This window comes from Burkholderia sp. AU17457, assembly GCF_002223255.1.
Taxonomy (GTDB): Bacteria; Pseudomonadota; Gammaproteobacteria; order Burkholderiales; family Burkholderiaceae; genus Burkholderia; species Burkholderia sola.
Map to the genome: position 1 here is coordinate 1859835 of NZ_NKFB01000005.1, position 26455 is coordinate 1886289.

Sequence of the window (26455 nt, forward strand, 5' to 3'; positions counted from 1 at the left end):
TGTGATCTCAGGTTCCATCGGCCGGCTCGCCGGTCCGCGGCCCCGATAATGTAGGGTAAAACCCGGGCGCTTGAAAGACGTGCGCAAACGTTTTCGTTCGAGCCCTGAAAATCGAGAAACTAAACCAGCGGCTGGGTACCCGGACGCGGCGTCCCACGCCGAAGCAGCGCGCCGGTAGCGGCCGAAAGCAGCACGACCTGCACGAAGCTCGTGACCGGCACATGTGGTGCGAAAAACCGGTCCATCACGTGCGCGAACCCGCTGAGGCTGAACCCGGCGAAACGCTGCTCGTCGACAACCAGCCGCACTTCCAGCCCGTGCACGAACGCCGATGCCGGCTTGCCGGGCAGCCAGCACCGCACGCGCGCCGTCGATAGCGACACGAGCGCATCGAAACGCCGGCCGGCGTCGACGGAATCCTCCGCCCAGCGCGCGCAAAGCCGCCTGAGCTGGGTCAGCCCGCCCTTGTCCAGCCGTGTCGCCTGCGGCACGAGGAGCGACAGCAGATCCCATAGCTCGCCGTAGCGGAAAGCGGGAGGCTGGCTCCGCGTCGGCCGGTTCAGCAGCGAAATCGTTCCCACCGGGTCGCCGCTGGGCAACGCCAGCTCGCGCTCACGCATCCCGGACAGATCGCCCTGCGTGCAGGACAGCCGGATCTCCAGCTTGCGATGGCCGGGATCGGCAGGTCGTCCGTCCTGATCGACCAGTGCCAGTTCGACGCCGCGGAGCGACTCGGCAGTGTCGGCCGGGGCTGGTGGCGGAGTCGTCTCCGCCTCCTTGGTTCGGGAATCGACAGGCTCCTTCGGCGCCCGCCGTGCCTCGTCGCGCAACACCGTCCAGAACAATCCGGGACGCATGCCCGTGCCATGCTGCAGCGACCGGAACGGTGCCAGTGTCGACGCGCCCGAGTCGGAAACATGGCGAACGGTGTCGATCGACCAGATGGCCGTGCGCGACGCGCCGGCCTGCGCCAGCGCCTTCACCGCGTAATGGGCGCAACCGGCGCGCGTCTCGATCGGCTGGGCGTCGTCGGGAAACAGGTTGATGACCGGCGCACAAAACAGCCGGACGTGGTCGGCCGTTGCGGCGGCCAGACGTTGGGCGCGATGCGAATCCGGATGCACGCCCGCGATCGCCAGATGGAGCACGACGCGACGGCTGACGCCGGCGCTTCGCTTGATCGCCCGCATGTCCAGGTCGACGAAGTCGAAACGCTCCGGCACCGCGCAATACGCCATCAGCAGGTGGAATGGCCAGAGCGCATCGTCGGGCCGCACGTCGAGCAGCGCATCGGCTGGATCGAAGCCGACAGCCGTGAACGTCGCGTCCGGCAGACGCTTCCAGCGCGTTGCATCGCCTGCTTCGACGAAGCTCCGGCCGGCAAGAAGCAACGCGGCATCGGTGAGCGCCGCGACGATTTCCCGCGCGCCGGTGAAATGCACGCGCAATCTGTCCGGCACGATGGCGAACGTCTCATTCGGCGCGGTGAGTTCGAACGTGAAGGTCAGCAAACCGGTCGTTTCCGCGGGCAACGCGACGTCGCGCGGCGCGATCGCCGACGTCGTGTAACGCACCGCCGACACATTCAGCGGCGCGATCGCGACATCGTCCGCAATGCGAAATACTTCCTTGCCAATCGGCGCGATCAGCCGATCGCCGCGAGGAACGATGCGCGGCGCGGTCAGTTCGCTGCTGCCGTCGCCATGGAATTGCGCAATCGCGCATGATGGAAACGGGCGCAGAAAAGCGCTGTCGAGCGTATCGAGAAAACTGCCCGTGAACGCAGGCACGTCATCTTCGAGACGGATGTCGTGACACGCCGCCATCAACGCGAACGACTGCAACAGGCGTTCGACGTGCGGATCGTCCGAACGCTCGCCGGTGATCGCCAGCCGAGCGGCTATTTTGGGAAAGCGTTGAGCAAACGTCTGCATCGAACGGCGCAGCAGCGTCATCTCGCGTTCGAAGTGCGGCAACAGATCCTTGGGTTCGATGGCCATACTCGTTCCGTCCGTCGCTGCATGTGCGGATGACGATGCAGCGTTCAATAAAAGGCGGAACGATTTTATTTGGATGACCGATTGTTTCATTCACAACGAATCGAAAGCGCGTCATTCCGGCGATGACGGACGCAGTCGATGCCCCTCCCGAATGCCGCGAACATCAAGGCTCGCCGCATGCGAACGGTCGCTCGCAAATTTTCGCGCCAATGGTGGCGAACCGTTACAACAGGCGGCACAGCTCGCTTGTCAGCGCGTCCACCCACGCACAACGCGTCGCGTCACCTCGGCGAAACCACGATCGCCGCCCGCCGATTCTGCGCCCGCCCGCCTGGCGTCTTGTTATCCCCCACCGGATCGCGCTTCCCTTTCCCGACGATCGTGATCCGCTTCGCGTCGAGTCCCACGTCGACCAACTCGACAGCCACGACTTCAGCCCGCCGCCTCGACAATTCGACGTCGTACTTCTCCGTCCCCTCGTTATCCGAATACCCATACACGCGCACGCCGTTGATCCCCGCCGACTGCAACGTCCGTCCGATCCGTTCGACGATCCGCCGGACATCCGGCTTGAGGTTGTACCGGTCGAAATCGAACAGGATCGGCCCGGTCGAGCCGAACTCGAACCCCTGCCCGGTCTCCTGGAACCCGGCCGACTTCAGCGCCGTGACCTGCGTCTGCGTCAGCCCGCGATGAAGCGGCGGCGTCTTGCAGCCCCCCAGCAGCATGCACAGCAGCAGCGCGCTCCCGACGCACATCCGCCCCGTGCTCACAGGAAACGAGTGGTTCATTTCGCATCCCCTTCCATCGCGCCCGCTCCGCAAGCGCTTCTTTTAACCGCCGCCGCGGCCTCGTCCGCGGCGCGAGTCGATCGACATCACACCGGCCCTGCCACGCTCTCCGCCAGTTGCCACGACCCCGGCCGCGCGCGCTTGGCGCGGTACATCGCGATATCCGCCGCGCGCAGCAGGCCGCTCGCGTCCGACGCGTGATCGGGATACAGCGCAACGCCGGCACTCATCATGGTGGCCACCACGCGGCCGTCGGACAGCTCGATCGACGGCGCCATGCCGGACAAAATCTCGTCGGCGATCCGGCACACGCTGCCTGCTTCGGGCACCGTCGCCAGCATCACCGCGAATTCGTCGCCGCCCAGGCGCGCGACGAGATCGGTCTCGCGCACCCGCGTGCGCAGCCGCGACGCGATGCCGATCAGCACCGCGTCGCCGGCGTCGTGGCCGAGACCATCGTTGATCTCCTTGAAGTGGTCGCAGTCGAGATAGAGCACCGCGACCCGCTGCCCGGTCAACGTGGCATCGCACAGCGCAAGCGCGAGGCGCGATTCGAACTGCATGCGGTTGGGCAACCCGGTGAGCGCATCGTGTGTCGCCTTGTGCTCGAGCGACGCGTTCTCGTCGCGCAGCGTGTTCTGCCAGTCTTCGAATTCGTCGAGCAACGCGTTGAAGTCGTCGCCGAGCTGGTTCAGTTCGGCGATCGCCGTCGGCTCGACGCGCCGCGCGAACGCCCGCTCGCGCCGCACCGCGTGCGCGACGCCGGCCAGCGCGCGCAGCGGCGACACGATGTTGCGCAGCAGGCGCTTCGAGCTGACGTACGCGCCGAACACGCTGACGGCGAGGCAGCCGAGAATGCCGCCGACGCCGCCGAGCAGGAAGCCGAAGAACTGGTGCCCGCGCCCGCGCACGACGACGTGGCCGACGATGATGCCGTCATGCATCACAGGCGCGGTGACCGGCCCGGGCAGCGCCACATCGGCGACGGCGCGCTCGAGCCGGGCGACCCCGTTTCCGGCCGGCAACTGCCACGTCGCGAACAGTTGGCCCCTGCTGTCGGTGACGACCACCTGCGCGACGTCCTCGTCGCCGGCGATCATCCCGATCGCCTCGTTCGCCGCGACGCGATCGCCGAACACGAGCGCCGCCTCGACCGTATAACCGAGCGAGCGCGCCAGCAGATTCAGGTTGTTGCCGGCATACGCGCGCAACGCAATCACGGCGACGACGATCAACGACACGGCGGCCATCGTCACGGCGACGAACGCGAGGCGCAGATGCGCGCGGCGCAGCACGCTTTGCAGCGTCGGGCGCGGTGGGCGCGAAGCGGGAACGGGGAGCGCGGATCGTGTCATGGCGCCACCGGCCGTCGTGCGAGATTGAGGACGTTCGGATGCACGCGCACGCCGCTGCGCGCGACCGCATCGAGATTGATGTCGAAGGTGACGCGTTCGCCTTCGACCGTGATGCAGAACATCGCGCCCGCGGTGCAGGACATATCGTGTTCGGCAACGGTCAGCACCGGGCGGCCGGACAGCACGGCCCTGACCCGTGCGCGCTCGTCGTTGCCGAGGGCGCCGAGATACACGACGTCGCACGCCATGCCGAGCGCGGGGTCGTCGAAGCGGATGCGCTGCACGTCGAGCACGGTCGAGCCGGCCTGCAGCGTGTCGGTGAGGCCACCCGCGTAGTCGGGCCTGCCCGTCACGCACAGATGCAGGCGCACGGGCGTCGTCGGCCAGCGCGTGAAGCTGATGATGCCGAGCACCACCTGACGCACGGCGGAGTCGTGTGACGAAAAGGCGGGACCCGTGGGACCGGTCGGCGTGGTGGTGGCGGCAAATTGCACCGTATCGACCGGACGCTCGGCAACCCCGGGCGCGCCGGCGAGGACGGCCGGTATCGCGCTCAGAACGCAAACGATTGCGACAAACGCATGGCGGAACGTGGCGACTCGGCCCTGCTGGCCGGACGCCTTTCGCGCGGCGATTGCCGCCGCACACGCTGGCGTCGATGCGACTGCAAGACTCGCAGCCGCCGCGCACACACTCGCATCCATGATGGAAACATCTGCCGCAGTCGTTCCCGGCCCTGCCTCCTGCCTGCCATGCGCGTGCAGGCACCGTATCACGCGCACGATTCCTTCCATCTTAGGTAAAAATTCGGCTCCCCAAGCAGTGGGAATCACCCGCGAAAACGTCGGAAAGTATGCGGATTCGGTGCGGCTGCCCGATGAGACGGACGCACGCGTCGGCCGACATCGATTCGATCGCGACGTCGGCGAATCGATCGGCTGATTGACCGTCCGCGCACGGCAAACTTCATATGTACTCGCGTGCTGCGCGATCGCGACACGCGCGGCTCCGATCGTCAGCGGCGCCGCGTATGCATGTGCGTGTGCGTGTGCGGACAATTCGGTCGTCACGCGCCTCGGAATGCGCGTACCGGCGCAGCGTGCTGCCCACATCGTCACGGCCAGCGGCGATCGTCGCGCACGGGCCAGCCGCCACGTATCGACCGCGTGCCCCTCTTGGCCCCCCACGCCGGCGCGAGTATGCTTGCGGTTCGAACGATTCCCAACCCGGGCGCGCACCGTACCGCGGGCAAGCGCCCCGCCAACCGTCACTCACCATCGATGGATTTCGACGTCATCGTTCTCGGCGCCGGCATCGTCGGCGTTTCCGCCGCGCTGCACCTGCAGGATCGCGGCCGCAAGGTTGCCCTCGTCGATCGCGGCGCACCCGGCGAAGGCACGAGCTTCGGCAATGCCGGGCTGATCGAGCGCTCGTCGGTCGAACCGTACCCGTTCCCGCGCAGCCCGTTCACGCTGATGCGCTATGCGCTGAACCGCTCGACCGACCTCTACTGGCACAGCGCGTCGCTGCCCGCATTCGCGCCGTGGCTCGCACGGTTCTGGTGGGAATCGGCGCCGCTGCGTCACGCGGCGGCGTCGCGCGACATGCTGCCGCTGATCGAGCGCTGCATCGTCGAACACGATGCGCTGATCGCGCGCGCCGGCGCCGGCGAACTGGTCCGCGCGAGTGGCTGGCTCGAAGCGTTCCGCACGCCGGCCGCATTCGAACGCGGCGTCGCGGAGGCCGGCCTCACCGCGCGCCGCCACGGGCTCGGCATCACGCCGCTCGACGCGGCCGCGCTGCGCGCGCAGGAACCGAGCCTCGCCCCGGGCTTCTGCGGTGCGCTGCACTGGCTCGACCCGAAGAGCGTCGTCGATCCGGCCGCGCTCGTCAAAGCGTATGCACACCTGTTCGTGCAGGGCGGCGGCACGCTGCTGACCGGCGACGCCGCGAGCCTGGACGCGCTGTCGCCCGGCTGGCAGGTCCGGACCGACGACGGCCCGGCGGCCGCGCCGGCCGTCGTGGTCGCGCTCGGCCCGTGGTCCGACACGGTGTTCGGCAAGTTCGGCTACACGATCCCGCTGCGCGAGAAGCGCGGCTATCACATGCACTACGCGCCGTCCGCGCGCGGCGTGCCGTCGGCGCCGATCGTCGATCGCGAATACGGCTACGTGATCGCGCCGATGCGGCGCGGGCTGCGGCTGACGACCGGCGTCGAGATCGCGCGGCGCGGGCTGCCGCCAACGGGCGTGCAGCTCGAGCGCGCGGAACGCGTCGCACGGCCGGTGTTCGGGTTCGGCGAGCGGCTCGACCCGCATCCGTGGCTCGGCTTCCGCCCGTGCACGCCCGACATGCGCCCGGTGATCGGTCCCGCGCCCGCGCATCGCGGGCTGTGGTTCGCGTTCGGACACAACCATCACGGGCTGACGCTCGGCCCCGTCACCGGCCGCCTGCTGGCCGAGATGATGACCGGCGAAGCGCCGTTCACCGATCCGGCGCCGTATCGCGCTGATCGTTTCTGAGCGCGCGATACCGGCGCCGGCACGAAGGCCCGGCTGGCGCCGAAACCCGCCGTCAGCGAAAGCGAAGCTGATTTCGCCCGAGTTGCGAAACGGACGCGCAGCCCATCAGCCGCATGTCCCGTTCGATTTCCGTGCGCATCAGCTGCAGCGCACGCTCGACGCCGGGCTGCCCGGCGGCGGCGAGCGGAAACAGGTAATAGCGCCCCAGGCCGACCGCCTTCGCACCGAGCGCCAGCGCCTTGAGCACGTGCGAACCCCGTTGCACGCCGCCGTCCATCATCACGTCGATCCGGTCGCCCACCGCGTCGACCACCTCGGCAAGCTGGTCGAACGCGGCGCGCGAACCGTCGAGTTGCCGCCCGCCGTGATTCGACAGCACGATGCCGGTGCAACCGATGTCCACCGCCCGGCGCGCGTCGTCGACCGACATCACGCCTTTCAGGCAAAACTGCCCGTTCCACTCCCGCACCATCGCGGCGACGTCGTCCCATGACATCGACGGATCCAGCATGTCCGTGAAGTAGCGGCTGATCGACATCGCACCGCCGCCCATGTCGACATGCCGGTCGAGTTGCGGCAAACGGAACCGCTCGTGGGTCAGGTAGTTGATCGCCCAGGCCGGCTTCAACGCGAATTCGGTCATCCCCGCGAGCGTCAGCCGGAACGGAATCGAGAAGCCGGTTCGCTTGTCGCGCTCGCGATTGCCGCCGGTGATGCTGTCCACCGTCAGCATCATCACGTTCACGCCGGCCTGCCGCGAGCGGTTCATCATTTCGCGGTTGAGGCCGCGGTCCTTGTGGAAGTAGAACTGGTACACCTGCGGGCCCGGGCTGATCGCACGGGCTTCTTCGAGGCTCACGGTGCCGAGCGACGACACGCCGAACATCGTGTCGAATTTCGCGGCCGCGGCGGCGACGGCCCGCTCGCCGTCATGATGAAACAGGCGTTGCAGCGCGGTCGGCGAGCAGTAAACCGGCATGCCGAGCTTTTGCCCCATGACCGTCACCGACAGATCGACATCGCGCACGCCGCGCAGCACGTTCGGCACCAGATCGCAGCTTTCGAACGCGCTCGTGTTGCGTCGATACGTGGTTTCATCGTCGGCCGCCCCGTCGATGTAATTGAAGATCGGCCCCGGCAACCGTCGTCGCGCCAGCTCGCGGAAGTCGTGGAAATTGTGGCAATCGTTCACGCGCATTCGTCACACTCCATTCGGCGCGCGAGCGGCATGCCGGTGGGTCGGCGCGCGTCGCTCGCATCGCGGCGTTCGTTCGGTCCCGACGGCCGGTGTCCTCGCGCGGTACGGAGGGCGCGTCAGCAGCCGGGAAGCACCGCATCGCGTCCGCCGCTGGCGAACATGCAGAAAATCGACTCGCGCACTCAATCGAGCGCGCGGCCGAAAATGCGGATCACTTCGTCGAGATGCTCGGCCATCGCCCGGCGCGCGGCGTCGGGGTCGCGCGCGCGGATCGCATCGAGGATCGCGCGATGCTCGCGCTCCGACCGGTGCGGCATGTCGTTCGGCATGTACAGCGACTGCAGCCGCTGGAACATCGGGTCGTACTTGTGCGCGAGCAACTGCTTGATCATCAGCGCATACGCGGCGTTGTCGCTCGCTTCCGCGATGCGGATATGGAACAGCCGGTCGCCCGGGTGCGTGAGCGAGCCGCTGCGGTTGTCGTCCTGATTGCGCAGAAATGCTTCGTGAATCCCTTCGATCTGCGCATCCGAGCCATGCTTCGCGGCCAGCGACGCGGCTTCCGGCTCGATCAGCCGGCGCGCCTGCAGCAGCGCGAACGGCGGGATTTCGGTGTCGAGGTCGAGCGCGATGCCGAGCTCCGGATCGATCTCGACGATCGAGAACGGCGCGACCGTCGCGTTGGGCGCCGATGCAGGTTCGGGCGCGGCGGCCGTCTCGGGATGGCGCACCTTCACGCCGTCGCCCACGCGCACGCTGACGAGCCCGTTCACTTCGAGCGCGATCAGCGCCTCGCGCACCGACGTGCGCGACACGCCGAACCGTTCGGCGAGTTCGCGCTCGGGCGGCAGATAGCTGCCCGGCGGGAAATCGCCGGACTCGATCATCGCACTGAGCTTGTCGGCGATCTGCTGGTAGAGGCGGCGGTTCTGAATCGGCTGGATGGACATACGTTGACGCTGGTAATCGGTTTCGTTCCGGACGGCCCGAACATTGCCTGGGCCGTTCGCGCCTATTTTATATGCCGCGCTTCACATCGCCCGGCACCGCGTAGCAGCGCGCGGCCGTGCCGCCCCACAACGCGGCGCGTTCGGCCGCCGACAGCCGCGCTTCGGCCCAGCGTTCGACGAGCGACGCGACCTCGTCGTACGACGCCGCGAGCAGGCACACGGGCCAGTCCGACCCGAACATCAGCCGCTGCGGGCCGAACGCGTCGAGCGCCGCGTCGAGACACTGCTCGATATGCCGGATGTCCTGCGCGCGCAGGCCGCGCCGCCAGTCGGCTTCGGTCACGAGCCCCGACAGCTTGCACGCGACGTGCGGCAGCGCGCCGAGATCATGCAGCGACGCGCGCCAGCGCGCGAGCGCCGTGTCGTCGCGCGCGAACTCGGCGAGCGCAGGCTTGCCGGCATGGTCGAGCACGAGCCAGTGCGCATCGTGCCGCGCGCAGAACGCTTGCACGTCCGGCAACTGGCGCTCGAACACGAGCACGTCGTAGACATAGCCGTTCGCCTGCAGCCACGCGACGCCGCGATTGAAGCCGGGATCCGCGACGAACGCGCCGACGTCGGCTTCGTCCTGCACCTGATGACGGAAACCGCGCAGCTTCGGGCTGCGCCACTCGGCGACGCGGTCGGCCAGCGCCGGCGCACCGAGATCCTCCCAGCCGACCACGGCCGCGATGCGTGCGTCGTCGCGCGCCAGATCGAGCAGGAACGCCGTCTCGTCGCGCCCGGCGCGCGCCTGCACCGCAATCGACGCGCCGAGCGCCTGCGCATGCATCTGCGGCCACAGTGCGTCGGGCAGGTAGTCGCGCGCGAGCACGCCCATCCCGGGGCCGATCCACGGATAGTCGGCCGCGCGATAACGCCAGAAGTGCTGATGCGAATCGATACGCACTGCGCCCATGATGCCCTCGTGTCCGATCACCGCGGCGGCGACGGCCCGCCGCGCCGTCGCCCCTCCGCCACGTTCAGTCGTACAACACCGCCGCGATCTTCGGATCGTCGATATTGGTCTTGTCGTACCAGTAGAACCCGGTATCGATGACCTTCGGCAGCTTCTCGCCCTTGATCGCCTTCACGGCCGCCTCGACCGTCTTGTAGCCGATGCCGATCGGGTTCTGCGTGATCGCGCCGGCCATCAGCCCGCTGCGGATCGCGTCCTTCTGCTGCTTGCCGGAATCGTAGCCGACGATCACGACCTTGCGCTTCATCTCGCGCACGCCGTTGACCACGCCGATCGCCGACCCTTCGTTGGTGCCGAACAGCCCCTTGAGCTTCGGATACGCCTGCAGGATCGACTTCGTCACTTCGGTCGACTTCAACTGATCGCCTTCGCCGTACTGCACGGTCACGACCTGCACCTTCGGGTGCGCCGACTTCATCCGGTCGAGGAAGCCGTCGCGGCGGTCGATGCCGGTGCGGCTCGTCTGGTCGTGCGCGACCACCGCCACCTGCCCTTCGTCGCCGATCAGCGCGGCGAGCTTGTCGGCGGCGAGCGCGGCGGCCGCCTTGTTGTTGGTCGCGGCCGTCGTCACCGGAATGTCGCTGTCGACGCCCGAGTCGAACGCGATCACCGGGATCTTCTCGGCCTGCGCCTTCTTCAGCAGCGGCAGCGCGGCCTTGCTGTCGAGCGCTGCGAAGCCAAGCGCGGCCGGTTTCTTCGCGATCGCGGCCGACAGCATGTCGATCTGCTTGTCGACCATCGCCTCGGTTTCCGGCCCTTCGAACGTCACCTTCACCTTGTAGTCCTTCGCGGCCTGCGTCGCGCCCGATTTCACGGCCTGCCAGAACTGATGCTGGAAGCCTTTCGAGATCAGCGGGATGTAGGTTTCCTGCGCGTGCGCGCCGGCCGTGACGCCAACGGCGAACGTCAGCCCGACGATCGCGTTCAACACCTTGCTCCTGATCACTTCGCGTCTCCTTTTTTCGTATCGGATGAAATGCCGGCCGAAACCGGCGGTGAAGCGCATGCCTGCGTGTGTCAGCGGCGACGCCGGCGCAGGATGTCCACATAGACGGCGAGGATGATGATCACGCCCGTCACGACGGTCTGCCATTCCTGCGCGACCGACATGATGCGCAGGCCGTTGGTCAGCACGCTCATGATGAACGCGCCGATGATGGTGCCGACGATGCTGCCCGCGCCGCCCGACAGCGACGTGCCGCCGATCACGACGGCCGCGATCGCGTCGAGCTCGTAGCCTTGCCCGAGTGCCGGCTGCGCGGAGTTCAGCCGCGACGCGATCAGCAGCCCGGCGATCCCGCACACCGCGCCGCTGAACGTGTAGACCGCGATCTTCCACGCATCGACGTTCACGCCGGATAGCCTGAGCGCCTCCTCGTTGCTGCCGAGCGCGAACGTGTAGCGGCCGAAGATCGTCCGGTTCAGCACGATCGACGCGCCGATCGCGACGAGGAACAGGATCAGCACCGCGTTCGGAATCGGCAGCGCGGGAATCAGGTTGCCGATCAGCGAATCCTGCGCGATCGACGTGAAGCCCGGCGTGTCGTTGAAGTAGATCGGCCGCGTGCCCGAGATCACGAGCGACAGCCCCTTGAGCAGCATCATCATGCCGAGCGTCGCGATGAACGGCGGCACCTTCATCTTCGCGATCACGAAGCCCGACACGCAGCCGGACAGCGCACCGAAGCACAACGCGGCCAGGATGCCGAGCGGCAGCGGCATCCCCCATTTCGTCAGCACGACGCCGGCCATCACCGCGCAGAACGTCATCAGCGTGCCGACGGACAGATCGATGCCGGACGTGATGATCACGTACGTGCAGGCGACGGCCAGCACGCCGTTCACGGCGGTCGCCTGCAGGATCGACACGAGGTTGTCGACGTCGAGGAAGTTCGACGACGCGAAGCTGAAGAATGCGATCAGCAGCACGAGGCTCGCGAACGCGAGCAGCTTCTGCCGCGCGGCCGGGTTGAAGAAGCGCGATTTCAGGCGCGATGCGGCCGCCGGCGTGTCGCCGGTGGCCAGGGGCGGAACGGGATGCGTATCGTTGGACATGATCGTTAGGCGTCTGAATCGGGACAATCAGGACAACACGGTCGACTCGCGCTGCGTCGCGAGCTGCATGATCTTTTCCTGCGTGGCGTCGGCCGCGCGCAATTCCCCGGTCACGCGGCCTTCGCACATCACGAGAATCCGGTGGCTCATGCGCAGCACCTCGGGCAACTCCGACGAGATCATCACGATCGCCTTGCCGTCGGCGGCGAGCGCATCGAGCAGCTTGTAGATCTCGCTTTTCGCGCCGACGTCGATGCCGCGCGTCGGCTCGTCGAAAAACAGGATGTCGCAGTCGCGCAGCAGCCACTTCGCGATCACGATCTTCTGCTGGTTGCCGCCCGACAGCAGCCGCGCGGGCTGCGCGACCGACGGCGTGCGGATCGCGAGCTGACGCACGTACGACTGCGCGGCATCGCGCATCGCGCGCGCATCGAGGAACACGCCGCGGCGCACGAAGCGGCGCATGCTCGACAGCGCGATGTTGTTCTGCACGTCCATCCCGACCGCGAGCCCGAAATGCTTGCGATCCTCGGACAGATAGCCGATGCCATATTTCACCGCGTCGGCCGGCGTGCGGATCGTCACGGCCCGGCCGTGCACGCGGATCTCGCCTGCATCGACCGGGTCCGCGCCGAACACCGCGCGTGCGACCTCGGTGCGGCCCGCGCCCATCAGCCCGGCGAAGCCGAGGATCTCGCCGCGCCGCAGCGTGAAGCCGACGTCGCGGATCGCACGGCCACGCGACAGCCCGCGCACTTCGAGCGCAATCTCGTTCGTGGACGTATCGGGCGGTGTGCGGGTTTCCGCATCGAGCTGGCGGCCGACCATCATCGAGATGATCGTGTCCATCGACGTGTCCGCCATCGGCACGGTCGCGACGTACTTGCCGTCGCGCATCACGGTCACGCGATCGGCGATCTGGTGCAGCTCGTCCATCTTGTGCGAGATGTAGACGATGCCGACGCCGTGCGCGCGCAGGTCGCGGATGATGCGAAACAGCTCGGCGATCTCCGCGTTGTTCAGCGCGGCGGTCGGCTCGTCCATGATCAGCACGCGCGAGTCGAACGACAGCGCCTTCGCGATCTCGACCATCTGCTGCTTCGCGACCGTCAGCCGGCCCACGAGTGTGCGCGGGTCGAGATCGAGCCGCATCCGCTGGAAGATCGCGGCAGCGTCCCGATTCAGCCGGTCTTCGTCGACGAACACGCCGAAGCGGCCGCGCGGCTCGCGGCCGATGAAGATGTTCTGCGCGACGCTCAGGTGATTCATCAGGTTCAGCTCCTGATGGATGATGCCGATGCCGAGCGCCTGCGCGGCACGCGGGTCGGCGATCTCCACCGGGCGGCCGTCCATCCGGATCTCGCCCGCGTCGCGTGGATAGACGCCCGCGAGAATCTTCATCAGCGTCGACTTGCCGGCGCCGTTCTCGCCCATCAGCGCATGCACTTCGCCCGCACGCAGGTCGAAACGGCAATCGTCGAGCGCCTGCACGCCGGGAAAGCGCTTGCCGATGCCGGTCAGCGCGATCAGCGGCGGCGCGGTGTTCGGGTTCAGGTCGGGTTGCATCGCGCGCGGCCCTCAGCTGATCGCACGATCGAGATGCGTATAGCCGCCGTCGACGAACAGCCACTGGCCCGTCGTGTGCGATGCGCGATCCGACAGCAGGAACACCGCCGTATCGGCGATCTCGTCCGCCGTCGTGAAGCGCTGGCCGAGCGGCACCTTGCCGGCGATTTCCGCGACTTTCGCTTCCGGATCGTCGAAACCCGCGATCCAGTTCTGGTAGAGCGGCGTCATCACCTCCGCGGGAATCACCGCATTCACGCGCACGCCGTCGTGACGCAATGCGACCGCCCATTCGCGCGTCAGCGCGAGCTGCGCGCCCTTCGACGCGCAATAGCCGCTCGTGTTGCCCTGCCCGGTGACGGCCGTCTTCGACGAGATGTTGACGATCGCGCCGCGCGTCGCCTTCAGGTGCGGCACGCAGTAATGCGCGATCACGTAGTAATGGATCAGGTTGCGTTCGAGCGACGCGACGAACGCGTCGCGCCCGGCGTCGAGCCCGATGCTGTCGTTGATGCCCGCGTTGTTGACGAGGCCGTCGATGCGGCCGAAGCGCGCGACGGTCTGCGCGACCGCGTCGCGGCACTGCGCGTCGTCCTGCAGTTCGACGTTCATGCACGCGGCGCGCGGCTGCTTGTGCGCAAGTGCACGCCAGAACGCGTCGTCGGGCGCGTGGCGCGCGAACACTACGGGAATCGCGCCTTCGCCGGCCAGCCGCATCGAGATCGCGGCGCCGATGCCCGACGCGCCGCCGGTCACGATCACGACCCTGTCTTGCAGATTCAAATCCACTTCGCGTCTCCGTCGTTCATGTTGTCGCCGCGCACGATGCGCACGACGCGCATCGCGCGCCGTCGCGCATTGCCCTACTCACCCGCGGAACCGGTACTGCTCCAGCGATTCGGGCTTCATCTCGATCGAGAAACCGGGCGCCGTCGGCGGCATGTACGCCGCGCCGCGCACCACGCACGATTCGACGAAATGCTCGTGCAGGTGATCGACGTACTCGGTCACGCGCCCTTCCTTCGTGCCGGAAATGCACACGTAGTCGATCATCGACAGGTGCTGCACGTATTCGCACAGCCCGACGCCGCCCGCATGCGGGCACACCGGCAGCCCGTACTTCGCGGCCATCAGCATCACCGCGAGGATCTCGTTCACGCCGCCGAGCCGGCACGCGTCGATCTGCACGACGTCGATCGCGCCGCGCGCGATGAACTGCTTGAACAGCACGCGGTTCTGGCACATCTCGCCGGTCGCGACCTGCACCGGCGCGATCGCCTCGCGGATCTTGCGATGCCCTTCGACGTCGTCGGGGCTCGTCGGCTCCTCGATGAACCACGGCCGCGCGAACGCAAGCGCGCGCACCCAGTCGATCGCCTCGTCGACTTCCCACACCTGGTTCGCGTCGATCATCAGCTTGCGGTCGGGGCCGATCACCTCGCGCGCGATCGTCACGCGGCGGATGTCGTCGGCGAGGTTCGCGCCGACTTTCAGCTTCACGTAGTCGAAACCTTCGTCCACGGCCTCGCGGCACAGCCGGCGCAGCTTGTCGTCGCTGTAGCCGAGCCAGCCGGCCGACGTCGTGTAGCACGGGTAGCCGTCGCGCGCCAGCGCGGCGATCCGCGCGGCCTTGCCGGGCGCCTGCCGGCGCAGCAGGTCGAGCGCTTCGTCCGGGCTCAGGCAATCGGTCAGGTAGCGGAAGTCGATCGCCCGCACCAGTTCCTCCGGGCTCATGTCGGCGACGAGCCGCCACAGCGGCTTGCCGACCGCCTTCGCCCACAGGTCCCACACCGCATTGACGACGGCGCCCGTCGCCAGGTGGATCGCGCCCTTGTCGGGGCCGATCCAGCGCAACTGGCTGTCCGACGTGACGTGCCGCCAGAAGCGGCCCATGTCCTCGCGGATCCAGTCGAGGTCGAGGCCGACGACGAGGTGGCGCATCGCGTCGATCGCCGCGCAGCAGATTTCGTTGCCGCGCCCGATGGTGAACGTGAGCCCGTGACCGGCGAGCCCGTCGCGGTCGGTTTCGAGGATGACGTAGGCCGCCGAATAATCGGGGTCCGGATTCATCGCATCGGAACCGTCGAGCTGGCGCGAGGTCGGAAAGCGCACGTCGAGGACGCGCATCGATCGAATGATAGGCATGGCGAACCGTCCATTGAAGGGAATCAGGCCTGCACGGTGCGCTGGCGTTGCTCGCCGAGCCCGTCGATGCCGAGCGTGATCACCTGTCCGGCGCGCAGGTAGACGGGCGGCTTCTGCCCGAGTCCGACGCCCGGCGGCGTGCCGGTCGAGATCACGTCGCCCGGCTGCAGGCTCATGAAGCGGCTCAGGTAGCTGATCAGATGCGGCACGCGGAACACCATCGTCGCGGTCGTGCCGTTCTGGTAGCGGTGGCCGTCCACCTCGAGCCACAACCGCAGCGCGTGCGGATCGGGCACTTCGTCGGCCGTCACGAGCCACGGGCCGATCGGGCCGAACGTGTCGTTGCCCTTGCCCTTGTCCCACGTGCCGCCGCGTTCGAGCTGGTATTCGCGCTCCGACACGTCGTTCACCACGCAGTAGCCGGCGACGTGCGACAGCGCATCGGCTTCGTCGATATAGCGGCCGCCCTGGCCGATCACCACGCCGAGCTCGACTTCCCAGTCGGTCTTTTCCGAGCCGCGCGGGATTTCGACGTCGTCGTTCGGGCCCGAGATCGCGCTCGTCCACTTGCCGAACACGACGGGCTCCTTCGGCACCTCCATCCCTGATTCGGCCGCGTGATCGGAGTAGTTGAGCCCGATGCAGATGAACTTGCCGACGCGGCCGACGCACGCGCCGAGCCGCGGCGTGCCTCCGACGAGCGGCAGCGACGACGGCGGGATGTCGCGCAGTCGCGCGAGCGATGCAGGGGTCAGCGCGTCGCCAGCGATATCGTCGATCACGCCGGACAGGTCGCGAATCTGGCCTTGCGCATCGAGCAGGCCCGGCTTTTCATGGTGTTTGTCGCCAAATCTCAGCAGTTTCATAGCGTTGTCTGAATGGAAACGGAATGTGAATGGGGAGGCGCGATCAGGTCGACAGGGTCAGTTCGCCCAGCCGCCGTCGATCAGGTGAATCGTGCCGGTGGTAAACGACGCTTCGTCGGACGCGAGGTACAGCGCGAGCGCGGCCACTTCGTCCGCGCTGCCGATGCGGCCGATCGGCTGGCGCGCGACGAACGCCTGGCGCACCTCGTCGGCGGACACGTGGCGCGTGCGCGCCTGGTCGGCGATCCGCTGCTCCAGCGACGGCGACTCGATCGTGCCTGGGCAGATCGCGTTGCAGCGGATGCCGCGCTCGACGAAATCGGCGGCCACCGCCTTGGTCAGCCCGATCACGGCCGCCTTGGTGGTGCCGTACACGAAGCGGTTCGGCACGCCCTTCACGCTCGACGCCGCCGACGCCATGTTGACGATCGACGCGCCGCCGGCTTCGAGCATCGCGGGCAGCAGCGCGCGGATCAGCCGGTACATCGACGTGACGTTCAGGTTCAGCGAGAACGCCCATGCGTCTTCGTCGCAATCGAGGATCGAGCCGTGATGCACGTAGCCCGCGCAGTTGAACAGCACGTCGAACGCGCGTTCGGTCGCGGCGAGTGCGGCGATGTCGGTCGCGTCGGTGACGTCGAGCCGCCGCGTGGCCAGCCGGCCGCCCGCGCGCTCGGCGTCGGCTTCGAGCCGCGCCAGCGCGGCTTCGTTGATGTCGGTCGCCAGCACGTCAGCGCCTTCGCTCGCGAACCGCAGCGCGGTCGCGCGGCCGATGCCCTGCCCGGCCGCCGTCACCAGCGCGCGTTTGCCCTGCAATCTCATGAGCACCTCTCCCGAAAAGGCGGCCGACAGTCGGCCGATTGGCACAAAGGACTAAAGGTCCAACCAATCATAGAAACGGATCGCGCGTTTGTCACGAAATTGGGATTCAGTATTTACCCAGGGCTGGTCAATCCGGGCGGCGCACGAGAATTCGGCGCGCGAGCGGCGCTGAAGTGCTGCTTCGCGATCCGCTCAAAACCCAATACCGGTGGGCTTTTCAGCCGATTCTGGCGCAACGTCCGGCAAGGCGGCCGCGCCAAACTGACAAAAAAGTCATGTTCGCGTCAGGGTGCCAACGGGTGCCGCACGCCATCATGGTGTTGCCGGACCGCGCTTCCGGTACATCGCCTCCCCGCCCGCTCTGGATCCCTGCGGGCACCTCCGTCCCCCGGCGATGTATCCCGTGACTGGGCGAGCAGACACGGTGCGCGGGCCGATTTTCCGCCCCGGGCTTCCCGTCCGGGGCTTTTTGTCTTTGGTTTTCCAAGAAAATAAGCGTGGATTGTTTCTAAATCGGCAAAAGGTAATTCGAGCCGGACAGGATGTTTTTTCCGGTCACAGACGCTTACATTTAGCGCACCACTCATGGAAACCGCTACGGATTCGCCATCGGGTAGTGACATCCACTGCCACGGCCGAAACCGCACGAGCTTTAGGAAACGGCAAAATGAAGGCCTCCAAATCCCTGCCTGCGCTCGATCCCGCCGACGTCCACGTCGAAATCCTCGAACGTTCCGATACGCTGCTCGTCGTCCGCTGGGTCGAACCCGGCCGCTGTCACTACGGCGAGCAGCGCTGGCGCCGTCGCTTCGCGCAGCGCACCGGCACCTGCGCGCTGTCGCGCCAGGTCATTCACCGCGGCGACGAAGTGTTCCGCCCGGCCGAGCGCCCGGCCCCCGCGAACGCTGCCGCCATGATTTCCGCCGCCGAGGTGCTCGCGCTGGCGGGCAGCAGGTAACACGCGCCGGTCCTGCGCCGGGCTTGCGACGCCACGCCCTAAGCCACAAACCCTAGAAGCGCCGGTCTAATTCCCCCGCTTGTCTGCTCCGTCCGCCCGCACTATCGTTACACCGATCAATGTAACGATTAAGTGCCGCGGCCGACCGGCCGCGCCGATGGAGGCAGACATGCATGCATGGAGCGCGCGCCACGTCCCGGCGCAAGGCGGCAAGGTCGCGATCGTGACCGGCGCCAACAGCGGGCTCGGCTGGCATCTCGCGGAAACGCTGGCGGCGAAAGGCGCGACGGTCGTGATGGGCTGCCGCGACGCCGCACGCGGCACGCAGGCTGCCAACGCAATCCGCCGGCTTCATCCTCATGCACGCGTCGAAGTCGATCTGCTCGACCTCGCCGATCTCGCGTCGATCGCACGCTTCGCGGCCGACGTCGGCGAACGCCACGGCCGCGTCGACATCCTCTGCAACAACGCCGGCGTGATGTTCCTGCCGCTGCGGCACACGCGCGACGGCTTCGAGATGCAGTTCGGCACCAACCACCTCGGCCATTTCGCGTTGACCGGCCATCTGCTGCCGGCGCTGCGCGCCGCGCACCGGGCGCGCGTCGTCACGATGTCGAGCGGCTTCAACCGCGGCGGCCGGATTCGCGTGGACGACCTGCGTGCCGCGCAGCGCTACAACCGTTATCTCGCCTACTGCGACAGCAAGCTCGCGAACCTCGTGTTCGCGATCGAGTTGCAGCGCCGCTTCGCGCGCGCGGCGTTCGCCGGCATCAGCGTCGCCGCGCATCCCGGCTATGCGGCGACCAACCTGCAGTTCGCGGGCCCGGCGATGGACCAGTCGCCCGCCCGCGCCGCGCTGATGCGCGCCGCGAACCGTTATCTCGCGCAGCCGGCCGACCAGGGCGCGCTGCCCGCGATTCATGCGGCCACGTCGCCCGATCTGGCCGGCGGTGCGTACATCGGTCCGTCCGGCTGGTTGGAATCGCGCGGGCTGCCGGCGCCGGCGAGCGTGCCGCGCGCGGCGCGCAGCGTGGCGGCCGCGGCGCTGCTGTGGGAAGCGTCGGAAGCCGCGACGGGCGTGCGCTTCCTCAGCGCCGGCGCGCCCGCCGGACATGCGCCGGGCCGGCCGTTCGATACGGCGGCGGAAGTGCGCTGAGTCGTGCGCCGGCGATCGCAACATTCTTCACACTTATTGCGCAGCCCGAAAAGAAAGCCCGTTGAAAGACTGATGCGCCGCCGCACTGTTACCGGCCAGGAAACAATTTATCGTCAAAATCAGCGTTTACCCTGAACACGCCGGTGACTAAGATTTGATCAATCGCTCAAGACATGGTGTCGGGAGCGAACTCAATAAAACACCGGAGGTCACCATGAAATCGCTCGTTTCCGCAGTCGTTGCCGCTGCCGCCCTGTCCGCTTCGTTCGGCGCATTCGCTCAAAGCACCGTGACGCGCGCTCAAGTGCGCAACGAACTCGTCCAGCTCGAACAAGCCGGCTACAAGCCGGGCGTGTCGAGCCCGTACTACCCGAACGACATCCAGAGCGCCGAGGCGCGCGTTCATGGCGCGGACACCAGCGGCTACGGCGCGCAACCGGCCCCGCTCGTCCACTCGGGCGCGCCGGCAGCCGCTTCGTCGAACGCACGCGACTCGATCTTCTTCGGCCAGTAAGCCGATGCGCCCTCGGCGGGCGCCGCGCGTCGCGCGATGAAGTCACGCAGTCCGGACGAGCCCCCTTCGCGGGGCTCGTCTGTTTTGTGAAACGCATACCTCCGCCGCCCGGCAGCGGGTGGCTTCGCCCGGGCGCGTCGCGTCCGGGTGCTTTTTCCCGACGAGGGATGCGTGAATGCGCGGTGGGTGTCGATCAGCGCGCAGCGTCGGCCGGCGCCGCCCGCGACAACACGCGCCACCGCGACAGCAATTCGTCGCGATCGACGTAGCAGCCCTGCAAGTGCCGGCGGCCCGTCGACGGATCGAACTCGGTGCGCGCATGCAGCACGCGCCGGTTGTCGAAGGCCCACATGTCGCCGGCCCGCAGCCGGCGCTGCACGCGAAAGCGCGGCTCGCGCGCGAGCGCGAGGAATCGCCGGTACGCGCGATAGACCGCCGCGACCGAGCCGGCCGGCGCATCGAGCGGCCCGCGCAGGAAGTTCGCGACACGCACTTCCGTCACGTTGCCGCGCGCATCGCGCCCGATCACCGGCGCCGAACAGCGGTAGTCGCTGTTCGCGCTCTTGTTCCAGAACTCGAACGGCGTCGATGCGAGCTGCTCGAAATCGTCCGGATGTTCGCGCCGCAGCGCGTCCGCGAGCGCGAAGCCGTCGAGGAAGATGCTGTCGCCGCCCGTCGCGTCGTTCGCGAGGCAATGCAGGAACTGCACGCCCGGCTGCAATTCGCGCGTCGGCAGGTCGGTATGCGGCGGAAGATTCAGTGACGTATACGCATTGCTGTCCGGGCGCGGCTTCGATTCGACGTCGAACAGCACGCCGAAATTGCTTTCGCGGATCAGGCCGACGCGGCGCGCGACCTCGTCGACGCGGCCGCGCTCGGCCGGCACGCCTTCGACGAGCGTGAGCCCCGTGCGCTGCAACGCGCCGAGCCACGCGAGCAATGCGCGGTCGTCCTCCATCACGTCGCGCCACGCGAACACGCCGATCGCCGTCGCATCGTCGCCGGTCCATACGTGCCGCCCGTGCGCAGCCACGCGCTCCGCGCGCGACGCGTCATCGTATGCATGCGCACGCAACCAGCCAGGCGACCACGCGCTGCGGTGTCCGTCGTTCCATTCGACATGCAGCGCGCCGTCGGTTTCGACGTGCACGGTGAGCGCGGACAGATCCTCCCGCGCATCGGCGATCTCGAACACCTGTTCGCGTGTAATCGCATGCACGCACGCGGAACACGCGCAGTTGTCGCGCAGCCAGTCGAAATGGAACGGCGATCGTCGCGCGTCGCTCCACTCGACCTCCACCGCGCCATCGCCAATCGTCGCCGCCGCGATCGCCGCGTCGGCCGAAAACGTCCGCCAGTCCTCGATACGGTGTTGCGCTGCCGCCTGCATCGTTGCCTCCCGGAAAACGCCCGCTACGCGTGTGGAGCGAGCAAGAACCTGCCGACCGCCCGGTGCATGCGCGCCGCCTGCGGGCTCGTCCCGAGCGCGCGCCAGCAGCCGTGCACCAGCCCTTCTCCCATCCAGTAGCGCGCGACGCCGCCCGCCGCGCGAATCCGTTCGACGTACACGCGCGCATCGTCGCGCAGCGGATCGTGTTCCGCGCCGATCGCGAGCACCGGCGGCAAGCCGTCGAAACGCCCGGCTTCGAGCGGCACCGACGCGCGCAACAACGGGTTGCCGTGTCGCAGCACGTCGGACAAGTCACCATCCCAGTACAGCGCGCGATAGCGATGCACGTCGTCGAGCGTCAGCATCGGCGCGTGCGCTTCCGTTTCGCGCGCGGGCGACTGCGGTTCGAAACCGAGCATCGGATAAACGAGCGCGATGCCGTCCACGCTCCCTTCGCCCGCATCGCGCAGCGCGGTCGCCACCGCCGCCGCGAGCATCCCGCCCGCGCTGTCGCCCGCGAGCGTCAGCGGATGCCCGCACGGCCCGAACGGCCAGCGTGCATCGCGCGCGGCACGCGTGACTTCCACGCAATCTTCAAGCGCGGCCGGCGCACGGTGTTCGGGCGCCAGCCGATAGTCGACCGCGATCACATCGAGGCCCGTATCGGCCGCCAGTCGCGCGGTGATCAGCGCATGGCTGTCGAGCGAGCCGACGACGAACCCGCCGCCATGAAAAAACAGCACCGTGCCGCGCGACGTGCCGGGCGCGGACGTATAGCGCCGCAGCGCGATTGTGCGGCCGTCCCGCGCGCGCCACACGGCGTCCTGCTGCACGATGCCGGCCGGCAGCGCAGCCGGCGTCCATTCGGCCGCGAAGCGGTCGTACAGGCGGCGCTGCTCGTCGGGCGAACGCGCCGCCGCATCGGCCGGATACCACGCGTCGACGGACGCGACGAACGCCGCGATTTCCGGTTCGAGCATCGTGCGCACTCCGCGGTCGAAGATCGAAGGTAGAAGATCGTGAAACGAAGCGCGCCGCTAGCGGCGCGGCGGCAGCCCGATCACGCGGCCCGCATAAGCAGGCGCCGCGCAATCGCGCTGCAACGCATGCAGTTCAGCCACCCGCGCGGCCACGTCGTCGTCGAACGGCGCCGATTTCGCACCGTCGCGCGTATCGACGTGCAGCAACATCTGCTCGCTCGCCGATACCGCGTCGTCATGCCCGTCGGCGAACAGTTCGAGATACAGGTGCAGCCGCTTCGCGTCGTGCGCGAGCACGCGCGCATCGACGCGCACCGGCGTGCCTTCCTTGATCTCGTGCAGGTAGTTCACGTGCGCTTCGAGCGTGTAGACCGAGCGCCCCCGTTCGCGACGCGCGGCGTCGTCGAGGCCGATGCGATCCAGCAACGCATCGGTCGCGAAGCTGAAGATCAGCAGGTAGAACGCATCGCGCAGGTGGCCGTTGTAGTCGACCCATTCGGGCCGCACCACGTCGCGGTAAATCGTCAGCGGGGTATCGCCCGTCATCGCCTGTCCTTTATTCGTCGAATCGCATCCCGTGCCGCGCCTTCACCGCGGCGATCGATTTCAGCACCTCGGTGATGCACTCGTCGCGATAGCGTTCGAGCGCCTTGATGCTGCGCGTGCCCTGCTGTTCGGTCGTGCCTTCGACGACGCGGTCGATCAGTGCGTCGGTGAGCGTCGGCGCGACCAGCTTCGTCCACGGCAGTTCGAGCGCAGGGCCGAATTGCTGCATGAAGTGTCGCATGCCCGCGTCGCCGCCGGCCAGCGTGTAGGTCAGGAACGTGCCCATGAACGACCAGCGGATCCCCGCGCCGAAGCGGATCGCATCGTCGATCTCGCCGGTCGTCGCGACGCCTTCGTTGACGAGATGCAGTGCCTCGCGCCACAACGCTTCGAGCAGACGGTCCGCGATGAAGCCCGGCACTTCCTTGCGCACGTGCAGCGGCCGCATGCCGAGCTTGCGATAGACCTCCATCGCGCCTTCGACCGCTTCCGGCGACGTGCGCGCGCCGCCGAGCACCTCGACGAGCGGCAGCAGGTAGACGGGGTTGAACGGGTGGCCCACCACGCAGCGCTCCGGATGCGTGGCCCGCGCGTAGAAATCGGTCGGCAGCAGGCCCGACGTCGACGACGCGATGATCGCGTCGGGCTTCGCCGCGCGGCTGATCTGCTCGTGCAGTTCGAGCTTCAGCGCCTCGCGCTCGGGCGCGCTTTCCTGGATGAAATCGGCGTCGGCGACGCATGCCTCGATCGTCGACACGAACCGCAGCCGCGCGGGATCGGCGCCCGGCGCGAGGCCGACGCGTTCGAGCGCGGGCCACGCGTTCGCGACGTTCGCGCGCAGCCGCGCTTCGGCGCCCGGCGCCGGGTCCCACACGACCACGTCGAGACCGTGCGCGAGCGCGCGGGCAATCCATCCGCTGCCGATCACGCCGGTGCCGATCGCGGCAAACGTGTTGATGTCGGTCTTCACAGCCATGTCAACGCATCCTTCGAATCAGGGGAAATCGGTGGGCGGCCGCGCGTGCGCGCAGGCCACCCTGTCATGTCAGTCAGTCGGTGAAAAAATTCACGCGAATTCGGCGAGCGCGCGACGTTCGAGCGGACGTTCGCCGCGCGCCGGCAGGCCGAGCTTGCGGCGGCCTTCGGCCGGCGTCAGCACGCGGCCGCCGAGGCGTTCGACGATCTGGCGGGCACGCTCGACGAGCGTGCCGTTGGTCGCATGCACGCCGCGGTCGAGCCAGATGTTGTCCTCGAGGCCGACGCGCACGTGGCCGCCGAGCAGCATCGCCTGCGCGACCATCGGCATCTGCATGCGGCCGATCCCGAAGCCGGCCCAGTGCGCGCCCGGCGGCAGGTTGTCGACCATCGCCTTCATCGTGCCGGTATCGGCCGGCGCGCCCCACGGAATGCCAAGGCACAGCTGGAACAGCGGCGGATCGTCGAGCAGCCCTTCCTTGAGCAACTGCTTCGCGAACCACAGATGGCCCGTATCGAAGATCTCCAGTTCCGGCTTCACGCCGAGTTCCTGGATCCGTTTCGCGCCGGCACGCAACTGCGCGGGCGTCGACACGTAGATGTAGTCGCCGTCGCCGAAATTCAGCGTGCCGCAGTCGAGCGTGCAGATCTCGGGCAGCAGTTCCTCGACGTGCGCGAGACGCGTGAGGCCGCCGACGAGATCCGTGCCCTTGCCGAAGCGCATCGGGTCCTCGCCGGGGCCGATCTCGAGATCGCCGCCCATGCCGGCCGTCAGGTTGATGATCACGTCGACGTCGGCCGAGCGGATCCGGTCGACCACTTCGCGATACAGGTTCGGGTCGCGGCTGCCGCGCCCGGTCTGCGGATCGCGCACGTGGCAGTGGGCGACCGTCGCGCCGGCCTTCGCGGCTTCGATCGCGGCGGCCGCGATCTCCTTCGGCGTGACCGGAATCGCCGGATGCTTGCCGACCGTATCGCCCGCGCCGGTCACGGCACAGGTGATGATGACTTCGTGATTCATGCTGGATGCCTCGCTTGATTCGGGTTGTGTCGCATTGCTGATAGCGTATGGGCGCGGCCGTTACAGGCCGAGATACGCCTTCACGGCAGGCAGGCCGTCCTTGCCGTCGAACGTCTTGACGCCCGCGAGCCATGGATCGAGCACCTGCGGGTTCTTCTTCAGGTACGCCTTCGCGGCATCGGCCGGCTTGGTCTTGTTCATCACCGTCTGCATCAGCTGGTTCTCGAGCTGCGTCGAGAAGCGCAGGTTCGTCACGAGCTTGCCCGCGTTCGGGCAGCGCGCGATGAAGTCGGGCGCGGTCAGCGTGTACACGCGCGCTTCGCCGTAGTTCGGGCCGAACGCCGCGTCGCCGCCGGACAGGTAGTTCATGCTGAGCTGGATGTTCATCGGATGCGGCTCCCAGCCGAGGAACACGACCCACTTCTTCTCGCGTGCCGCGCGCTCGACCGTCACCAGCATCCCGGCCTCGCTCGATTCGACGAGCTTGAAGCCGCCGAGCCCGTACTGGTTCGTGTCGATCATCTTCTGGATCGTCGCGTTCGCGCTGCTGCCCGGCTCGATCCCGTAGATCTTGCCGTCGAGTTCCGCGCGGTGTTTCGCGATGTCGTCGAAGGTCTTCAGGCCGGCCTGGTATGCGTAGCTCGGCACCGCGAGTGTCGCCTTCGCACCGGACAGGTTCGGCGGTTCGACGACGTTGATCGACTTGCTGTCGAGGAACGGTTGCAGCTGCTTCTGCTGCACCGGCCACCAGTAGCCGAGCGACACGTCGAGCTGCTTGCTCTTGAGACCGGCGAACGAGATCGGCACCGACGCGATCGTCGTGGTCGGCTTGTAGCCGAGCGCCTCGAACACGGTCGACGCGAGCGCCGTGGTCGACGTGATGTCGGTCCAGCCGATATCCGCGAAACGCACGGTGCGGCAGGTCGCGGCCTCCGTCTCGGCCAGCGCGGCTTGCGTGAACGCGCCGGTCGCCAGCACGGCCGCGGCAAGCGCGGCGATCTTCGTCGACTTCATGGTTCGGTTCCTCCCGGTTGGTCTCGCGGCAGCCGGTGCGCGGAGTGTGCGCCGGCCTGCATCGTGGGAGTAAAAGTAACGAGCCATATTCGCCGCGAGAAGACCGGCGGCGACCTGTTCTTGCCTGTTTGCGACTATGAGTGGAAACCACTAGATTTCGTCTGAGGCTTGATGGACGGGGGTCTAGGGTTTTTCTTGGGAGCGGCGGGATTGCCCGGATGCGGCGCACACCTTTCGATTCCGCCATGGCTTTGCTGACGGATTTCCGACAGGTCGCCGGATCCGGTTGACCGGCCCTATGCTGGCAGTCGCCGGGCGATCGCGCGCGGCCCGCCTGTTGCCGTGCCGCCTCGTGTCCGGCCGTTGCGCGTCGCTGTAACGGACGCGCACGGACACGGCCGGCCGTCGCGATGTCCGTCTCCGGTCTTTCCGCCAAGGAACACCATGATGCTTGCCGCTTTCTTCGTCGTCGCCCTTGTCGCCCTTATCGTGCCCATGCAGCGCGGCGTGATGCGCGGCGCGGATGCGAAACTTCGCGCGCAATTCGATGCGGAAGGCCCGCGCGGCGACGCGTCGCGCCGGTTGATGCACGATGCGGGGTACCGCGTCTGAG

The 26455-nt window shown here is 67.7% G+C and carries 25 protein-coding genes; 5 read left to right on the top strand and 20 right to left on the bottom strand.

Features of this window, described 5'->3' with window-relative positions:
• Positions 1-119: 119 nt before the first annotated feature.
• From tssF to CFB49_RS25660, 4 genes are all read right to left on the bottom strand, one after another.
• Positions 120-2000: a type VI secretion system baseplate subunit TssF gene (tssF, locus tag CFB49_RS25645; RefSeq protein WP_089492649.1), complete on the bottom strand. Its 1881-nt coding sequence runs from the start codon at positions 1998-2000 to the stop codon at positions 120-122.
• Between the two features lie 281 nt (positions 2001-2281).
• Positions 2282-2791 (bottom strand): OmpA family protein, encoded by a 510-nt coding sequence (locus CFB49_RS25650; protein ID WP_069617395.1) that lies wholly within the window; start codon positions 2789-2791, stop codon positions 2282-2284.
• A gap of 86 nt (positions 2792-2877) precedes the next feature.
• Positions 2878-4146, bottom strand: coding sequence for a diguanylate cyclase domain-containing protein (locus CFB49_RS25655; RefSeq protein ID WP_089492650.1), 1269 nt, complete (start codon positions 4144-4146; stop codon positions 2878-2880).
• Positions 4143-4850 carry a YfiR family protein gene (locus tag CFB49_RS25660; RefSeq protein ID WP_069617397.1) on the bottom strand — a complete coding sequence of 236 codons (708 nt, stop codon included), beginning with the start codon at positions 4848-4850 and terminating at the stop codon, positions 4143-4145. The genes CFB49_RS25655 and CFB49_RS25660 overlap by 4 nt, the downstream gene beginning before the upstream one ends.
• Before the next feature lie 576 nt (positions 4851-5426).
• On the opposite strand from CFB49_RS25660, the gene CFB49_RS25665 reads away from it, so the two are divergent.
• On the top strand, positions 5427-6668 hold the full coding sequence (locus CFB49_RS25665) for an NAD(P)/FAD-dependent oxidoreductase (RefSeq protein WP_089492651.1): 1242 nt from the start codon (positions 5427-5429) through the stop codon (positions 6666-6668).
• 52 nt (positions 6669-6720) lie between these two features.
• Here the strand turns inward: CFB49_RS25665 and CFB49_RS25670 are convergent, their stop codons facing one another.
• The 10 genes from CFB49_RS25670 to CFB49_RS25715 all read right to left on the bottom strand — a co-directional run bounded on the left by CFB49_RS25670 (position 6721) and on the right by CFB49_RS25715 (position 17288).
• Positions 6721-7866, bottom strand: coding sequence for an alpha-hydroxy acid oxidase (locus CFB49_RS25670; protein WP_089492652.1), 1146 nt, complete (start codon positions 7864-7866; stop codon positions 6721-6723).
• 182 nt (positions 7867-8048) lie between these two features.
• A complete protein-coding gene (locus CFB49_RS25675) occupies positions 8049-8816 on the bottom strand; it encodes a FadR/GntR family transcriptional regulator (protein ID WP_069617400.1) in 768 nt (255 codons plus the stop codon).
• A 67-nt stretch (positions 8817-8883) separates the two neighbouring features.
• Entirely contained in the window at positions 8884-9774 is an 891-nt protein-coding gene (locus CFB49_RS25680) for an amidohydrolase family protein (protein WP_089492653.1), read from the bottom strand.
• A 64-nt stretch (positions 9775-9838) separates the two neighbouring features.
• Positions 9839-10780 (bottom strand): ABC transporter substrate-binding protein, encoded by a 942-nt coding sequence (locus tag CFB49_RS25685; protein WP_050012448.1) that lies wholly within the window; start codon positions 10778-10780, stop codon positions 9839-9841.
• 71 nt (positions 10781-10851) lie between these two features.
• Complete coding sequence (locus CFB49_RS25690; protein ID WP_089492654.1) at positions 10852-11889, bottom strand: ABC transporter permease; 1038 nt, start codon at positions 11887-11889, stop codon at positions 10852-10854.
• A 27-nt stretch (positions 11890-11916) separates the two neighbouring features.
• The gene (locus CFB49_RS25695) at positions 11917-13455 is read right to left on the bottom strand and encodes a sugar ABC transporter ATP-binding protein (RefSeq protein ID WP_089492655.1); all 1539 of its coding nucleotides are present in this window, start codon (positions 13453-13455) and stop codon (positions 11917-11919) included.
• Between the two features lie 12 nt (positions 13456-13467).
• Positions 13468-14244, bottom strand: a complete 777-nt coding sequence (locus CFB49_RS25700) for an SDR family oxidoreductase (RefSeq protein ID WP_069617404.1) — start codon at positions 14242-14244, stop codon at positions 13468-13470.
• Positions 14245-14322: 78 nt separating this feature from the next.
• Positions 14323-15600: an L-fuconate dehydratase gene (locus CFB49_RS25705; protein ID WP_089492656.1), complete on the bottom strand. Its 1278-nt coding sequence runs from the start codon at positions 15598-15600 to the stop codon at positions 14323-14325.
• Positions 15601-15623: 23 nt separating this feature from the next.
• Positions 15624-16466 carry an ureidoglycolate lyase gene (locus CFB49_RS25710; RefSeq protein ID WP_069617406.1) on the bottom strand — a complete coding sequence of 281 codons (843 nt, stop codon included), beginning with the start codon at positions 16464-16466 and terminating at the stop codon, positions 15624-15626.
• A gap of 57 nt (positions 16467-16523) precedes the next feature.
• Positions 16524-17288: an SDR family oxidoreductase gene (locus CFB49_RS25715; protein ID WP_089492657.1), complete on the bottom strand. Its 765-nt coding sequence runs from the start codon at positions 17286-17288 to the stop codon at positions 16524-16526.
• A 667-nt stretch (positions 17289-17955) separates the two neighbouring features.
• Here CFB49_RS25715 and CFB49_RS25720 point away from each other — a divergent pair.
• The 3 genes from CFB49_RS25720 to CFB49_RS25730 all read left to right on the top strand — a co-directional run bounded on the left by CFB49_RS25720 (position 17956) and on the right by CFB49_RS25730 (position 19916).
• Positions 17956-18246 (top strand): DUF3331 domain-containing protein, encoded by a 291-nt coding sequence (locus tag CFB49_RS25720; RefSeq protein ID WP_006484717.1) that lies wholly within the window; start codon positions 17956-17958, stop codon positions 18244-18246.
• Between the two features lie 169 nt (positions 18247-18415).
• On the top strand, positions 18416-19402 hold the full coding sequence (locus CFB49_RS25725) for an oxidoreductase (RefSeq protein WP_089492849.1): 987 nt from the start codon (positions 18416-18418) through the stop codon (positions 19400-19402).
• A gap of 214 nt (positions 19403-19616) precedes the next feature.
• Positions 19617-19916, top strand: a complete 300-nt coding sequence (locus CFB49_RS25730; protein ID WP_050012329.1) for a DUF4148 domain-containing protein — start codon at positions 19617-19619, stop codon at positions 19914-19916.
• 193 nt (positions 19917-20109) lie between these two features.
• Here the strand turns inward: CFB49_RS25730 and CFB49_RS25735 are convergent, their stop codons facing one another.
• The 6 genes from CFB49_RS25735 to CFB49_RS25760 all read right to left on the bottom strand — a co-directional run bounded on the left by CFB49_RS25735 (position 20110) and on the right by CFB49_RS25760 (position 25842).
• Positions 20110-21306, bottom strand: coding sequence for a TauD/TfdA family dioxygenase (locus tag CFB49_RS25735; protein WP_089492658.1), 1197 nt, complete (start codon positions 21304-21306; stop codon positions 20110-20112).
• A gap of 23 nt (positions 21307-21329) precedes the next feature.
• Positions 21330-22286: an alpha/beta hydrolase gene (locus tag CFB49_RS25740; protein ID WP_089492850.1), complete on the bottom strand. Its 957-nt coding sequence runs from the start codon at positions 22284-22286 to the stop codon at positions 21330-21332.
• Between the two features lie 57 nt (positions 22287-22343).
• The gene (locus tag CFB49_RS25745; protein WP_048243371.1) at positions 22344-22832 is read right to left on the bottom strand and encodes a thioesterase family protein; all 489 of its coding nucleotides are present in this window, start codon (positions 22830-22832) and stop codon (positions 22344-22346) included.
• A 10-nt stretch (positions 22833-22842) separates the two neighbouring features.
• Positions 22843-23808, bottom strand: coding sequence for an L-carnitine dehydrogenase (locus CFB49_RS25750; RefSeq protein ID WP_069617411.1), 966 nt, complete (start codon positions 23806-23808; stop codon positions 22843-22845).
• Positions 23809-23898: 90 nt separating this feature from the next.
• Complete coding sequence (locus CFB49_RS25755; protein WP_089492659.1) at positions 23899-24828, bottom strand: 3-keto-5-aminohexanoate cleavage protein; 930 nt, start codon at positions 24826-24828, stop codon at positions 23899-23901.
• Between the two features lie 60 nt (positions 24829-24888).
• Positions 24889-25842, bottom strand: coding sequence for a choline ABC transporter substrate-binding protein (locus CFB49_RS25760; RefSeq protein ID WP_069617412.1), 954 nt, complete (start codon positions 25840-25842; stop codon positions 24889-24891).
• Between the two features lie 444 nt (positions 25843-26286).
• Between CFB49_RS25760 and CFB49_RS36465 the strand changes: the two genes are divergently transcribed.
• The gene (locus CFB49_RS36465; RefSeq protein WP_179234913.1) at positions 26287-26454 is read left to right on the top strand and encodes a hypothetical protein; all 168 of its coding nucleotides are present in this window, start codon (positions 26287-26289) and stop codon (positions 26452-26454) included.
• The last annotated feature ends 1 nt before the right edge of the window (position 26455 follow it).